A 14,876-nucleotide genomic window follows, 5' to 3' on the forward strand; every position below is an offset into this window, starting at 1 on the left:
TCAAGGTGGTTTGAAAAAACCGATTTGACAAGGTCATTCAGTGCTATCTGAGGTCGAATCGGTTGTGTAAATTCCTCAGCAGACCAATTGCTCAAAATACCAGCGGTGCTGTTTGCGCACGGGCCTTGACCAGCCCCGTGTCACTCACCCGCGTGAGGTGCTGGAAGGACCCATCTTGGCAGTCTCCCGCCAGACCAAGTCAGTCGTCGATATTCCCGGCGCACCGCAGCGTTATTCATTCGCGAAGGTGTCTGCGCCCATTGAGGTGCCCGGGCTACTAGATCTACAACTCGATTCTTACTCTTGGCTGATCGGCACGCCTGAATGGCGCGCTCGTCAGAAAGAAGAGTTCGGCGAGGGAGCCCGCGTAACAAGCGGCCTTGAGAACATTCTCGAGGAACTCTCCCCAATCCAGGATTACTCTGGAAATATGTCCCTAAGCCTTTCGGAGCCACGCTTCGAAGACGTCAAGAACACCATTGACGAGGCTAAAGAAAAAGACATCAACTATGCGGCCCCACTTTATGTGACCGCAGAATTTGTCAATAACACCACCGGTGAAATCAAGTCTCAGACTGTCTTCATCGGCGATTTCCCAATGATGACGGACAAGGGAACGTTCATCATCAATGGAACCGAGCGTGTTGTCGTGAGCCAGCTCGTCCGTTCCCCGGGCGTCTACTTCGACCAGACCATTGACAAGTCCACCGAGCGTCCACTGCACGCCGTGAAGGTTATTCCTTCCCGCGGTGCGTGGTTGGAATTCGACGTGGATAAGCGCGATTCAGTTGGTGTCCGCATCGACCGTAAGCGTCGCCAGCCTGTCACCGTGCTCTTGAAGGCACTGGGCTGGACCACCGAACAGATCACTGAGCGCTTCGGCTTCTCTGAGATCATGATGTCCACCCTGGAGTCCGATGGTGTTGCAAACACCGACGAGGCTCTGCTGGAGATCTACCGCAAGCAGCGTCCAGGCGAGCAGCCTACCCGCGACCTTGCACAGTCCCTCCTGGACAACAGCTTCTTCCGCGCAAAGCGTTATGATCTGGCCCGCGTTGGCCGTTACAAGATCAACCGCAAGCTCGGACTTGGTGGCGACCACGATGGTTTGATGACTCTCACCGAAGAGGACATCGCAACCACCATCGAATACCTCGTGCGTCTGCACGCAGGTGAGCGCGTTATGACTTCCCCTCGTGGTGAAGAGATCCCAGTCGAGACCGACGATATCGATCACTTCGGTAACCGTCGTCTGCGTACTGTGGGCGAATTGATCCAGAACCAGGTTCGCGTCGGCCTCTCCCGTATGGAGCGTGTTGTTCGTGAGCGCATGACCACTCAGGATGCGGAGTCCATCACTCCTACCTCCCTGATCAACGTGCGTCCTGTTTCTGCGGCTATCCGTGAGTTCTTCGGAACTTCCCAGCTGTCTCAGTTCATGGACCAGAACAACTCTTTGTCGGGTCTGACCCACAAGCGTCGTTTGTCAGCTCTTGGCCCGGGTGGTCTGTCCCGTGAGCGCGCCGGCATCGAAGTTCGAGACGTTCACCCTTCTCACTACGGCCGTATGTGCCCAATTGAAACCCCCGAAGGTCCAAACATTGGCCTGATCGGTTCCTTGGCTTCCTATGCTCGAGTGAACCCATTCGGTTTCATTGAGACCCCATACCGTCGCATCGTTGAGGGTAAGCTCACCGACCAGATCGACTACCTCACCGCTGATGAGGAAGATCGCTATGTGGTTGCACAGGCAAACACCAACTATGACGAAGATGGCAACATCACCGACGAAACCGTCACTGTCCGTCTAAAAGATGGTGACATCGCCATGGTTAACCGCGAAGAGGTTGACTACATGGACGTGTCCCCACGTCAGATGGTCTCTGTCGGTACCGCGATGATTCCATTCCTCGAGCACGACGATGCTAACCGTGCCCTCATGGGTGCGAACATGCAGAAGCAGGCCGTGCCACTAGTCCGCGCCGAGGCTCCATTCGTGGGCACCGGTATGGAACAGCGCGCTGCTTATGACGCAGGTGACCTGGTTATTACCCCTGTCGCCGGTGTTGTAGAAAATGTTTCCGCTGACATCATCACCATCATGGCTGATGACGGCAAGCGCGAGACCTACATGCTGCGTAAGTTCCAGCGCACCAACCAGGGCACCAGCTACAACCAGAAGCCTCTGGTTAACCTTGGTGACCGCGTTGAAGCTGGACAGGTTATCGCCGATGGTCCTGGTACCTTCAATGGCGAAATGTCCCTCGGCCGCAACCTGCTGGTTGCTTTCATGCCATGGGAAGGCCACAACTACGAGGATGCAATCATCCTCAACCAGAACATTGTGGAGCAGGACATCCTGACCTCCGTACACATCGAGGAACACGAGATCGATGCCCGCGACACCAAGCTTGGTGCCGAGGAAATCACCCGTGACATTCCTAACGTCTCTGAAGAAGTCCTCAAGGACCTCGACGAGCGCGGTATTGTGCGTATCGGTGCAGATGTTCGTGATGGCGACATTCTGGTTGGCAAGGTCACCCCTAAGGGCGAAACCGAGCTCACCCCAGAAGAGCGTTTGCTGCGCGCCATCTTCGGCGAAAAGGCTCGCGAAGTCCGCGATACCTCCATGAAGGTGCCTCACGGCGAGACCGGCAAGGTCATCGGCGTGCGTCACTTCTCCCGCGAGGATGACGACGATCTAGCCCCAGGTGTCAACGAGATGATTCGTATCTACGTTGCCCAGAAGCGCAAGATCCAGGACGGCGATAAGCTCGCTGGCCGCCACGGTAACAAGGGCGTTGTGGGCAAGATTCTGCCTCAGGAGGATATGCCATTCCTTCCTGACGGAACTCCTGTCGACATCATCTTGAACACCCACGGTGTGCCTCGTCGTATGAACATCGGTCAGGTTCTTGAGACCCACTTGGGTTGGCTAGCTTCTGCTGGTTGGTCCGTGGATCCTGAGGATCCAAAGAACGCTGAGCTCATCAAGACTCTGCCTAAGGAACTTTATGAAGTTCCTGCAGGTTCTTTGACTGCAACCCCAGTGTTCGACGGTGCTTCCAACGAAGAACTCGTAGGCCTGTTGGCTAACTCCCGTCCAAACCGCGATGGCGACGTCATGGTTAACAAGGATGGTAAGGCCACCTTGATGGATGGTCGTTCCGGCGAGCCGTACCCATACCCGGTCTCCATCGGTTATATGTACATGCTTAAGCTGCACCACCTTGTCGACGAGAAGATCCACGCTCGTTCCACCGGTCCATACTCCATGATCACCCAGCAGCCGCTTGGTGGTAAGGCTCAGTTCGGTGGCCAGCGCTTCGGTGAAATGGAGGTGTGGGCAATGCAGGCATACGGCGCTGCTTACACCCTCCAGGAACTGCTGACCATCAAGTCTGACGACGTGGTCGGCCGTGTCAAGGTCTACGAGGCAATTGTTAAGGGCGAGAACATCCCAGATCCCGGTATTCCGGAATCATTCAAGGTTCTCCTCAAGGAGCTCCAGTCGCTGTGCCTTAACGTGGAGGTTCTCTCCGCGGACGGTACTCCAATGGAACTCGCGGGCGACGATGACGACTTCGATCAGGCAGGTGCCTCTTTGGGCATTAACTTGTCTCGTGACGAGCGTTCCGACGCTGATACCGCATAGCAGATCAGAAAACCCACAAGCTAGAAATCAAGCCATACATCCCCCGGTCACCCGACAGGGTCCTGGGGTGAAAGGGAGTTTTACGTGCTCGACGTAAACGTCTTCGATGAGCTCCGCATCGGCCTGGCCACTGCTGACGACATTCGTCGTTGGTCTAAGGGCGAGGTTAAGAAGCCGGAGACCATCAACTACCGAACCCTCAAGCCTGAGAAGGACGGTCTGTTCTGCGAGCGTATCTTCGGTCCTACCCGCGACTGGGAGTGCGCCTGCGGCAAGTACAAGCGCGTCCGCTACAAGGGCATCATCTGTGAGCGCTGTGGCGTTGAGGTCACAAAGTCCAAGGTTCGCCGTGAGCGCATGGGCCACATTGAGCTCGCCGCTCCGGTAACCCACATCTGGTACTTCAAGGGTGTTCCTTCACGCCTTGGTTACCTGTTGGACCTGGCTCCTAAGGATCTCGACCTCATCATCTACTTTGGTGCGAACATCATCACCAGCGTTGATGAAGAGGCTCGCCACAGCGACCAGACCACTCTAGAAGCAGAAATGCTGCTGGAGAAGAAGGACGTTGAGGCAGACGCAGAATCCGATATCGCAGAGCGTGCAGAAAAGCTCGAAGAGGATCTTGCTGAACTTGAGGCTGCTGGCGCTAAGGCTGAAGCACGCCGCAAGGTACAGGCTGCAGCCGATAAGGAAATGCAGCACATCCGTGAGCGCGCTCAGCGCGAGATCGATCGCCTTGATGAGGTCTGGCAGACCTTCATCAAGCTTGCTCCAAAGCAGATGATCCGCGACGAGAAGCTTTACGATGAGCTCATCGACCGCTACGAGGATTACTTCACCGGTGGTATGGGTGCAGAGTCCATCGAGGCTCTTATCCGTAACTTCGACCTCGATGCTGAGGCTGAAGAACTGCGCGACATCATCAACAATGGCAAGGGCCAGAAGAAGATGCGTGCGCTGAAGCGCTTGAAGGTTGTTGCAGCCTTCCAGCGTTCCGGCAACGATCCAGCCGGCATGGTTCTGAATGCGATCCCAGTGATCCCACCAGAGCTGCGCCCAATGGTTCAGCTGGACGGTGGTCGCTTTGCGACCTCCGACCTTAACGACCTCTACCGTCGTGTAATCAACCGCAACAACCGCCTCAAGCGCATGATCGAACTCGGTGCTCCCGAGATCATCGTGAACAACGAGAAGCGCATGCTGCAGGAATCTGTAGACGCACTCTTCGACAATGGTCGTCGTGGTCGTCCAGTGACCGGACCGGGCAACCGTCCATTGAAGTCACTGTCTGACTTGCTTAAGGGTAAGCAGGGACGTTTCCGTCAGAACTTGCTGGGTAAGCGTGTTGACTACTCCGGTCGTTCCGTTATTATCGTTGGTCCTCAGCTGCGCCTCCACGAATGTGGTCTGCCTAAGCTGATGGCACTTGAGCTCTTCAAGCCTTTCGTTATGAAGCGCTTGGTTGAGAACGAGTACGCACAGAACATCAAGTCTGCAAAGCGCATGGTTGAGCGTCAGCGTCCTGAGGTTTGGGACGTTCTCGAAGAAGCCATCTCTGAGCACCCAGTGATGCTAAACCGTGCACCAACCCTGCACCGCCTTGGTATCCAGGCTTTCGAGCCTGTGCTTGTTGAGGGTAAGGCTATTCAGCTGCACCCACTGGCCTGTGAAGCATTCAACGCTGACTTCGACGGTGACCAGATGGCAGTTCACCTGCCACTGTCCGCTGAGGCTCAGGCTGAAGCTCGCATCTTGATGCTTGCTTCCAACAACATTTTGTCCCCAGCATCAGGTAAGCCTTTGGCTATGCCTCGTCTGGACATGGTTACCGGTCTGTACTACTTGACTCTGCTCAAGAACGCTGATGAGTTCGGCGGTCAGGGTGCTTACGCACCTGCAGATGAGAATGGTCCAGAAAAGGGTGTCTACTCTTCCTTGGCAGAAGCCATCATGGCTTATGACCGTGGAGTACTAGGCCTGCAGGCTCCAGTGCGTATCCGCCTGGATCACTTGCGCCCACCAGCAGATGTTGAAGCAGAGCAGTTCCCAGACGGTTGGAACCAGGGTGAAACCTGGTTGGCATCCACCACCTTGGGTCGTGTGCTCTTCAACGAGATCCTGCCTTGGAACTACCCATACCTTGAGGGCGTTATGGTCCGTAAGGGTGGCGGTACCGACAAGATCATGCTTGGCGACGTGGTTAATGACCTCGCAGCTAAGTACCCAATGATCACTGTTGCGCAGACCATGGACAAGATGAAGGACGCTGGTTTCCACTGGGCTACTCGCTCTGGTGTCACCATCGCTATGTCTGACGTTTTGGTTCTTCCTAACAAGGAAGAAATGCTGGACCGCTACGAGGAATCTGCTCGCCAGATCGAAATCAAGTACGGCCGCGGAAAGCTTACTTCCCGCGAGCGTTACGATCGCCTCGTAGAGCTCTGGAAGGACGCAACCGACGAGGTTGGTCAGGCTGTTGAGAATCTGTACCCAGATGACAACCCAATTCCAATGATCGTGAAGTCCGGTGCTGCCGGTAACATGCGTCAGATCTGGACCCTTGCAGGTATGAAGGGAATGGTTGTGAACTCAAAGGGTGACTACATCACCCGTCCTATCAAGACTTCCTTCCGTGAAGGCTTGACAGTTCTTGAGTACTTCAACAACTCCCACGGTTCTCGTAAGGGCCTTGCCGATACCGCACTGCGTACCGCGGACTCCGGCTACCTGACCCGTCGTCTTGTTGACGTCGCCCAGGATGTCATCGTCCGCGTTGAGGATTGTGGTACCCGTCAGGGTGTTCGCGTTCCTGTCGCTGCTGAGGTTTTGGATGCAACCGGTGCTGTCACCGGCTACACCCGCCATGACTTGATCGAGACTTCTGTGTCCGGTCGTGTGTTGGCTGGCGATGCTACCGACGCCAACGGCGAAGTTGTGCTCACCGCAGGCACCGACCTGACTGAACTCAACATCGATCTCTTGGTTGAAAAGGGCATCAAGGAAGTTAAGGTTCGTTCCGTACTTACCTGCCAGACTCCTACCGGTGTTTGTGCTAAGTGCTACGGCAAGTCCATGGCTTCCGGCCACCAGGTTGACATCGGAGAGGCTGTCGGCATCGTTGCTGCACAGTCCATCGGTGAACCTGGTACCCAGCTGACCATGCGTACCTTCCACCAGGGTGGTGTCGGTGGCGATATTACCGGCGGTCTGCCTCGTGTTCAGGAGCTTTTCGAAGCACGTGTTCCAAAGAACTGTGCTCCAATTGCTTCTGTTGAAGGAACCATCCACCTCGAGGATGAAGGCAACTTCTACACCTTGACCATCATTCCTGATGATGGTTCGGACAATGTTGTCTATGAGAAGCTGTCCAAGCGTCAGGGTCTTGCATCCACTCGCGTGGCTATGGAATCCAACGCTGGTGCCTTCATTGAGCGCACCTTGACCGAGGGTGACCGTGTCACCGTTGGTCAGCGTCTGCTCCGTGGTGCAGCTGATCCACACGACGTGCTCGAGATCCTCGGTCGCCGTGGTGTGGAGCAGCACCTCATCGATGAGGTGCAGGCTGTTTACCGTGCACAGGGTGTGGCCATCCACGATAAGCACATCGAAATCATTATTCGTCAGATGCTGCGTCGCGGTACCGTCATTGAGTCCGGTTCCACCGAGTTCCTTCCAGGTTCTTTGGTTGACCTTTCCGAGGCAAAGCTGGCTAACTCTGAGGCAATCAACGCAGGCGGCCAGCCTGCAGAGCTGCGTTCTGAGATCATGGGTATCACCAAGGCCTCTCTCGCAACTGAGTCTTGGCTGTCTGCAGCGTCCTTCCAGGAGACCACTCGTGTCCTGACTGATGCTGCTATCAACAAGCGCTCCGATAAGCTCATCGGCCTGAAGGAGAACGTGATCATCGGTAAGCTGATCCCAGCTGGTACTGGTATTTCCCGTTACCGCAACATCTCCATCAAGCCAACCGAGGCTGCTCGCAACGCCGCATACTCGATCCCAACTTATGGTGAGTCGATTTACGGTGACGATGGATTCGGTGAGTTCACCGGCGCATCCGTCCCATTGGATGAGGCTTTCTAGAGCAAGGAAACCTTAAATCCAGCACAGCTAATTGGTCGCTGAGAAGTTGAGGCCCTGGTTCTACTTGAAAAAGTAGATCCAGGGTCTCCTTTCTTTTTTGTACACAGACGTGGGGAATAAAACCCTTAACCCCCATATTCTTAGGCAAATCCCCAGATCAGACCTAGTTTTATAACTATGTGGAAACTATCTATTGGCATCGCAGTTGGTGCCATCTTGTTCGGTTTAGGTCTGTGGGGAACCCACTTTGAAGACACCGTCATCTCGATCGCAGGATGGGTCGGAACGTTCGCGTCGTTTGCAGTGTGGTTCTGGGTCATTTGGTGGGCAGCGGTAGGAAACACAAAAAGCCCCCTCTAAGATGGCAGGGTATGGATGAGCTGCTCAAACAGGAAGTCAAGGATTTCCTCACCACCAGGCGTGCACGGATTACGCCGGCCGCTGCGGGACTAGAAACGCAGCCGTGGAGTGATCGTCGGGTGCCGGGGCTTCGGCGGGAAGAAGTCGCGGATCTGGCGGGCATTTCTTTGGAGTATTACATCCGGTTTGAGCGCGGAAATCTCAAGGGTGCATCGCCTGAAATATTGCAATCGTTGGCTAAGGCTCTCCAGCTGAGCCCAATTGAGCGCGAACACCTTCACAATTTGGCTTATCGCGCCGACCATCCGCGCAACCTACCTAGTGCAGAGACCCCAACGGCACCCCTCCAGGACATCGTTGATGCGGTCACAGATAAACCGGCGTGGATCCGCAATGAGCAGATGGATATTTTGGCTACAAATCGGCTCTGCGCGGAACTTTACGCCCCGATTTTGAAGGATCTGCCCGATCGGCCCAACACTGCGCGGCATTGCTTTATCGGCGCAACAGCCGAGCAGTTTTGGGTGGACCGAGATCAGTTCAGTGCGGAGTTCGCTGCCAAACTGCGCCTCGAGTACGCCCGGCGCCCCAGCGCGCCAGGTTTAAAGGAGCTTATCGACGAGCTCCATCAGAAAAGTTCTGTTTTCCGTGAGAATTGGGCGTCTGCTGATGTTTTGTCATTCGGATCTGGCCTCAAACGTTTCAGGCACCCAACATTGGGGGAGCGGGACTACAAATACGAGACGTTTAATCTCAATAGTGCACCGGGGTATGTGTTGAGCATTTACTTTTAGGTGGTGGATGGGCGCGTCGACAAGCTTTTTAAATGTTTTTCTTGGTGACTACGCTGACTCCGCCCATGAACGCCAGGCCCTTGACGTGGACCGTGGGCGCGTTGTTTGGCAAGCGCGCGGGATTGAGCACACCGGCCTTATCAACTGACTGCTCGAAGCCACCGAAAATGCCGATGCCGTCACAGATGACAAAAACACCCTCGGGAACGATGATCTCGATGCCACCCATGAATGCGTAGGCGTTGATCTGAATGCGGTCGCTCTCCAGGAAGGCGTCGCGCAGGTCGATCTGATTGCCACCCATCATGGCGAAGGACTTGTGGAGATTAGGCACATGCCATCCACCTTTGCGCACGGTGCCACCCATAAATGCGAAAGACATTTTGGAGCCATTCGGATTGCCAGTGATCCTGTTTCGGACAATATTGACCGGATCTACCGCGTTTTGCATGGCTGGGGGAGCGGCCTCGTAGAACGCCGGCACATAGGAAGCGCCGGGAAACTGTTGACCAAGCAGAGTGTAGGGATTGTCGTTCACGTCAGAGATCAGCTCTATAAGAGTGTCTAAATGACGGGCATTCCACGCTTTGGTGGAGCGCTGCTCAAACTCCTCCAAGGTGATTTGACCTCGGGAAACAGCTTCAGAAAGTTCATTCACGACTTGATTTCGGTTAAGGTCAGTAGCGAGTTTCTTTACTGGTTCGTTTCCTTGAGGAACAGTCATGTGAACCATTCTAACAAGGGATTTGGTTTTTCCGGTCGTAGCTGATAGTATGAGTGGCTGAGTCCCGCTCTTGTAGTTGGGAACTGACGGCACCTCGCAAACACGCGCTGGTATCGCCCCTGGTTTACCGGGACGCGGTGGCGCATGTGAGCTTTAGAGTAGGTTGTTCGTGACATGTTGGACGGGCCCCCAAAAGAGCCCCCTTTTTTGCGTGTCTGGGCACTTTTTCTCGATTAACACGCGCCATCAGAAACTCAGCCATCGTGTTCGTCTCTTCCGAGGTGTCACGTCAGCTTAAAAAGAACAACTCCGAAATAAGGATGGTTCATGCCAACTATTCAGCAGCTGGTCCGTAAGGGCCGCCATGATAAGACCGTTAAGGTGGCAACTGCGGCACTGAAGGGTTCCCCTCAGCGTCGTGGTGTTTGTACCCGCGTGTACACCACTACCCCTAAGAAGCCTAACTCTGCACTTCGTAAGGTTGCTCGTGTGCGCCTTACTTCCGGCATTGAGGTTTCCGCTTACATCCCAGGTGAGGGACACAACCTCCAGGAGCACTCCATGGTGCTCGTTCGCGGTGGTCGTGTTAAGGACCTTCCTGGTGTTCGTTACAAGATCATCCGTGGCGCACTTGATACCCAGGGTGTCAAGGATCGCAAGCAGGCTCGTTCCCGCTACGGCGCGAAGAGGGGATAATTAAAAATGCGTAAATCAGCAGCTCCTAAGCGTCCAGTCGTTCTGGATCCTGTATACCAGTCTGAGGTTGTTACCCAGCTCGTAAACAAGATCCTCTTGGACGGCAAGAAGTCCACCGCCGAGCGTATCGTTTACGGTGCACTCGAGATCTGTCGCGAGAAGACCGGCACCGATCCAGTTGGCACCCTCGAAAAGGCTCTTGGCAACGTCCGCCCAGACCTCGAGGTGCGCTCCCGCCGCGTTGGTGGCGCTACCTACCAGGTTCCAGTTGAGGTTCGTCCAGCACGTGCCAACACCCTGGCTCTGCGTTGGTTGGTTACCTTCACCCGTCAGCGTCGTGAGAACACCATGATCGAGCGTCTTGCAAACGAGATCCTCGATGCAGCTAATGGTCTTGGTGCTTCCGTGAAGCGTCGCGAAGACACTCACAAGATGGCAGAGGCCAACCGCGCCTTCGCTCACTACCGCTGGTAGTTCTGCACCAGATGAATGCCCATTCACCCTTGTTCACTGCTTGTTGACATATTTCAATAAAGGAATACGTTGGCATTATGAGTGGCTTGTGGTGACTGGGCATTTAGTCTCATTTATGCAGTACAAGGCCTTTTTAAGGCTGAGATTAAACTTTGCTTAGGCAAAAAGTTATATAGATTGTTCACTTGTGAAATAAGCAGCATGCTGCCTAAAGCGCAAGTTAGTGGCAAAATGTAACAAGAGAATTATCCGTAGGCGTCAAACTGATTACTTGGGTCTTAAAGCCTGGTGTTTTAAGACCCCAGTGAGAGGCGTAGCGCCGCAACCAATAAGTTGGGGTACCACTGTGGCACAAGAAGTGCTTAAGGACCTAAATAAGGTTCGCAATATCGGCATCATGGCTCACATCGATGCTGGTAAGACCACTACCACCGAACGCATCCTCTTCTACACCGGTATTAACCGTAAGGTCGGCGAGACCCACGACGGTGCATCCACCACTGACTGGATGGAGCAGGAGAAGGAACGCGGCATCACCATTACCTCCGCTGCTGTTACCTGTTTCTGGCAGAACAACCAGATCAACATCATTGACACCCCGGGCCACGTTGACTTTACCGTTGAGGTTGAGCGCTCCCTCCGTGTTCTTGATGGCGCTGTCGCAGTGTTCGACGGTAAGGAAGGTGTTGAGCCTCAGTCCGAGCAGGTTTGGCGTCAGGCTACCAAGTACGACGTTCCTCGTATCTGCTTCGTTAACAAGATGGACAAGCTGGGTGCAGACTTCTACTACACCGTTGGCACCATCGAAGACCGCCTTGGCGCTAAGCCATTGGTTATGCAGCTTCCAATCGGCGCCGAGGATGCTTTCGAAGGCGTCATCGACCTGCTGACCATGAAGGCTCTGACCTGGCGTGGAGTTACCCCAATTGGTACCGAAGCTACCGTTGAGGAAATCCCAGCTGAGCTTGCTGACAAGGCTGCTGAGTACCGCGAGAAGCTGCTCGAGACCGTTGCAGAGTCCGATGAAGAGCTCATGGAGAAGTTCTTCGGCGGCGAAGAGCTGACCATGGACGAGATCAAGGGCGCCATCCGTAAGATGGTTATCAACTCTGAGATCTACCCTGTTTACTGTGGTACTGCATACAAGAACAAGGGCGTTCAGCCTTTGCTCGACGCAGTTATCGACTTCCTTCCTTCCCCACTCGACCTCGGTGTTACCGAAGGTACCGACGTGAAGGATCCTGAGAAGGTTCTTACCCGTAAGCCTTCTGATGAAGAGCCACTTTCCGCTCTTGCATTCAAGATTGCAGCTCACCCATTCTTCGGTAAGCTGACCTTCGTTCGCCTGTACTCCGGCAAGGTTGAGCCAGGCGAGCAGGTTTTGAACTCCACCAAGGGAAAGAAAGAGCGCATCGGTAAGCTCTTCCAGATGCACGCTAACAAGGAAAACCCTGTTGACGTTGCACACGCTGGTAACATCTACGCGTTCATTGGTCTGAAGGACACCACCACCGGTGACACCCTTTGCGATCCAAACGCACCTATCATTCTTGAGTCCATGGACTTCCCGGATCCAGTTATCCAGGTTGCAATTGAGCCAAAGACCAAGTCTGACCAGGAGAAGCTGGGTGTTGCTATCCAGAAGCTTGCTGAAGAAGACCCAACCTTCACCGTGCACCTTGACGATGAGTCCGGCCAGACCGTTATCGGCGGCATGGGCGAGCTCCACCTTGACGTTCTTGTTGACCGTATGCGTCGCGAGTTCAAGGTTGAGGCAAACATCGGTGACCCACAGGTTGCTTACCGCGAGACCATCCGTAAGCCTGTTGAGTCCCTGAGCTACACCCACAAGAAGCAGACCGGTGGTTCCGGTCAGTTCGCTAAGGTTGTTATCTCCATCGAGCCTTACGCACCTGCACAGGAAGAGCTTGAAGAGGGCGAATCCGCAATCTACAAGTTCGTGAACGCTGTTACCGGTGGTCGTGTTCCTCGTGAATACATCCCTTCCGTTGACGCAGGTATCCAGGACGCAATGCAGTACGGCTTCCTCGCCGGCTACCCATTGGTTAACGTCAAGGCAACCCTTGAAGACGGCGCTTACCACGACGTTGACTCCTCTGAAATGGCCTTCAAGCTTGCCGGTTCCCAGGCATTCAAGGAAGCTGTTGCAAAGGCAAAGCCAGTTCTGCTGGAGCCAATCATGTCCGTCGAAATCACCACCCCTGAGGACTACATGGGTGAAGTTATCGGTGACGTGAACTCCCGTCGTGGCCAGATCGCTTCCATGGATGACCGTGCAGGCGCTAAGGTCGTCAAGGCTAAGGTTCCTCTGTCCCAGATGTTCGGTTACGTCGGTGACCTGCGTTCCAAGACCCAGGGTCGTGCAAACTACTCCATGGTCTTCGATTCCTATGCCGAGGTCCCTGCCAACGTTGCGGCAGATGTTATTGCTGAGCGCAACGGCACCGCTTCCTAGTTAAACGCTCCGACACTTCGGTGTCAGGGCGCCGCTAGGGCACATCAATAGGAGGCTTAGCCTCCTATAGCCACCCCGCGTGTTTTATCGTGTCAGAGAGCGCGTAGGGTGGTGTAGGGTAGTGGCCTGCTAGCGATATTGAGACCGCAGATTTAAGTGTGGTTTGCAATGTATCTAGCTGGCCGTTACCCTGCGAAAGTCCACAGGGTAGCTGGTAGTTTGAAAATCAACGCCGTTGCCCTTAGGATTCAGTAACTGGCACATTTTGTAATGCGCTAGATCTGTGTTCCTCAGCCCCCGTGGCTGCTTCTCACAGTGAAGGCTAAACCAATTCGTGGCTGCGAAAGTCGTAGCCACCACGAAGTCCAGGAGGACATACAGTGGCAAAGGCGAAGTTCGAGCGTACCAAGCCCCACGTAAACATCGGCACCATCGGTCACGTTGACCACGGTAAGACCACCACCACCGCGGCTATCACCAAGGTTCTGGCTGATGCTTTCCCAGATCTCAACGAGGCTTTCGCCTTCGACGCCATCGACAAGGCTCCGGAGGAGAAGGAGCGTGGTATTACCATTAACATCTCCCACGTTGAGTACCAGACCGAGAAGCGCCACTACGCACACGTTGACGCTCCAGGCCACGCCGACTACATCAAGAACATGATCACCGGCGCTGCTCAGATGGACGGCGCAATCTTGGTTGTTGCTGCTACCGACGGCCCAATGCCTCAGACCCGTGAGCACGTTCTTCTTGCTCGCCAGGTTGGCGTTCCTTACATCCTCGTTGCTCTTAACAAGTGCGACATGGTTGACGATGAGGAAATCATCGAGCTCGTCGAGATGGAAGTTCGCGAACTTCTTGCTGAGCAGGACTACGACGAGGACGCTCCAATCGTTCACATCTCCGCTCTTAAGGCTCTTGAGGGTGACGAGAAGTGGGGCAAGCAGATTCTTGAGCTCATGCAGGCTTGTGATGACAACATCCCAGACCCAGTTCGTGAGACCGATAAGCCATTCCTCATGCCTATCGAGGATATCTTCACCATCACCGGTCGTGGCACCGTTGTTACCGGTCGTGTTGAGCGCGGTTCCCTGAACGTTAACGATGACGTCGAGATCATCGGCATCAAGGAGAAGTCCACCTCCACCACCGTTACCGGTATCGAGATGTTCCGTAAGCTTCTTGACTCCGCTGAAGCTGGCGACAACTGTGGTCTGCTTCTCCGCGGCATCAAGCGCGAAGACGTAGAGCGTGGCCAGGTTATCGTTAAGCCAGGCGCTTACACCCCTCACACCGAGTTCGAGGGCTCTGTCTACGTTCTGTCCAAGGATGAAGGCGGCCGCCACACCCCATTCTTCGACAACTACCGTCCTCAGTTCTACTTCCGCACCACCGACGTTACCGGTGTTGTGAAGCTTCCAGAGGGCACCGAGATGGTTATGCCTGGCGACAACGTCGACATGAGCGTCACCTTGATCCAGCCAGTTGCTATGGATGAGGGCCTGCGTTTCGCTATCCGCGAAGGCTCCCGCACCGTTGGCGCCGGCCGTGTCACCAAGATCATCAAGTAATTAATGATCTCTTAAGGATTCAAAGCCATAAGGTTTAGAT

General features: G+C 54.6%; 8 protein-coding genes. 7 read left to right on the plus strand and 1 reads right to left on the minus strand.

All coding sequences use genetic code 11. The annotated features are described in order from the left end of the window. Positions 1-157 precede the first annotated feature (157 nt). From rpoB to H924_RS02425, 3 genes are all read left to right on the plus strand, one after another. Positions 158-3,655 (plus strand): DNA-directed RNA polymerase subunit beta, encoded by a 3,498-nt coding sequence (gene rpoB, locus H924_RS02410; protein ID WP_029703787.1) that lies wholly within the window; start codon positions 158-160, stop codon positions 3,653-3,655. A gap of 84 nt (positions 3,656-3,739) precedes the next feature. Next, positions 3,740-7,741: a DNA-directed RNA polymerase subunit beta' gene (locus H924_RS02415; RefSeq protein ID WP_015650377.1), complete on the plus strand. Its 4,002-nt coding sequence runs from the start codon at positions 3,740-3,742 to the stop codon at positions 7,739-7,741. 371 nt (positions 7,742-8,112) lie between these two features. Further along, positions 8,113-8,895 (plus strand): helix-turn-helix domain-containing protein, encoded by a 783-nt coding sequence (locus tag H924_RS02425; protein WP_015650378.1) that lies wholly within the window; start codon positions 8,113-8,115, stop codon positions 8,893-8,895. 28 nt (positions 8,896-8,923) lie between these two features. Here the strand turns inward: H924_RS02425 and H924_RS02430 are convergent, their stop codons facing one another. After that, positions 8,924-9,619, minus strand: a complete 696-nt coding sequence (locus tag H924_RS02430) for a DUF1707 SHOCT-like domain-containing protein (RefSeq protein ID WP_015650379.1) — start codon at positions 9,617-9,619, stop codon at positions 8,924-8,926. Between the two features lie 327 nt (positions 9,620-9,946). On the opposite strand from H924_RS02430, the gene rpsL reads away from it, so the two are divergent. The 4 genes from rpsL (at position 9,947) to tuf (ending at position 14,836) form a co-directional block, all read left to right on the plus strand. After that, on the plus strand, positions 9,947-10,315 hold the full coding sequence (rpsL, locus tag H924_RS02435) for a 30S ribosomal protein S12 (RefSeq protein ID WP_015650380.1): 369 nt from the start codon (positions 9,947-9,949) through the stop codon (positions 10,313-10,315). 6 nt (positions 10,316-10,321) lie between these two features. Beyond that, positions 10,322-10,789, plus strand: a complete 468-nt coding sequence (gene rpsG, locus H924_RS02440) for a 30S ribosomal protein S7 (RefSeq protein ID WP_015650381.1) — start codon at positions 10,322-10,324, stop codon at positions 10,787-10,789. A 346-nt stretch (positions 10,790-11,135) separates the two neighbouring features. Further along, complete coding sequence (fusA, locus tag H924_RS02445; protein WP_015650382.1) at positions 11,136-13,265, plus strand: elongation factor G; 2,130 nt, start codon at positions 11,136-11,138, stop codon at positions 13,263-13,265. Between the two features lie 380 nt (positions 13,266-13,645). Beyond that, positions 13,646-14,836: an elongation factor Tu gene (gene tuf / locus H924_RS02450; protein ID WP_015650383.1), complete on the plus strand. Its 1,191-nt coding sequence runs from the start codon at positions 13,646-13,648 to the stop codon at positions 14,834-14,836. Positions 14,837-14,876: the final 40 nt, after the last annotated feature.

The organism is Corynebacterium callunae DSM 20147, assembly GCF_000344785.1.
GTDB classification, from domain to species: Bacteria; Actinomycetota; Actinomycetes; order Mycobacteriales; family Mycobacteriaceae; genus Corynebacterium; species Corynebacterium callunae.

What these genes read in the sequence shown, in the direction of transcription:
- H924_RS02425 (WP_015650378.1), top strand. Translation starts at nt 8,113, where the DNA reads ATGGATGAGCTGCTCAAACAGGAAGTCAAGGATTTCCTCACCACCAGG.
- H924_RS02430 (WP_015650379.1), bottom strand. Translation starts at nt 9,619, where the DNA reads ATGACTGTTCCTCAAGGAAACGAACCAGTAAAGAAACTCGCTACTGAC.
- rpsG (WP_015650381.1), top strand. Translation starts at nt 10,322, where the DNA reads ATGCGTAAATCAGCAGCTCCTAAGCGTCCAGTCGTTCTGGATCCTGTA.
- rpsL (WP_015650380.1), top strand. Translation starts at nt 9,947, where the DNA reads ATGCCAACTATTCAGCAGCTGGTCCGTAAGGGCCGCCATGATAAGACC.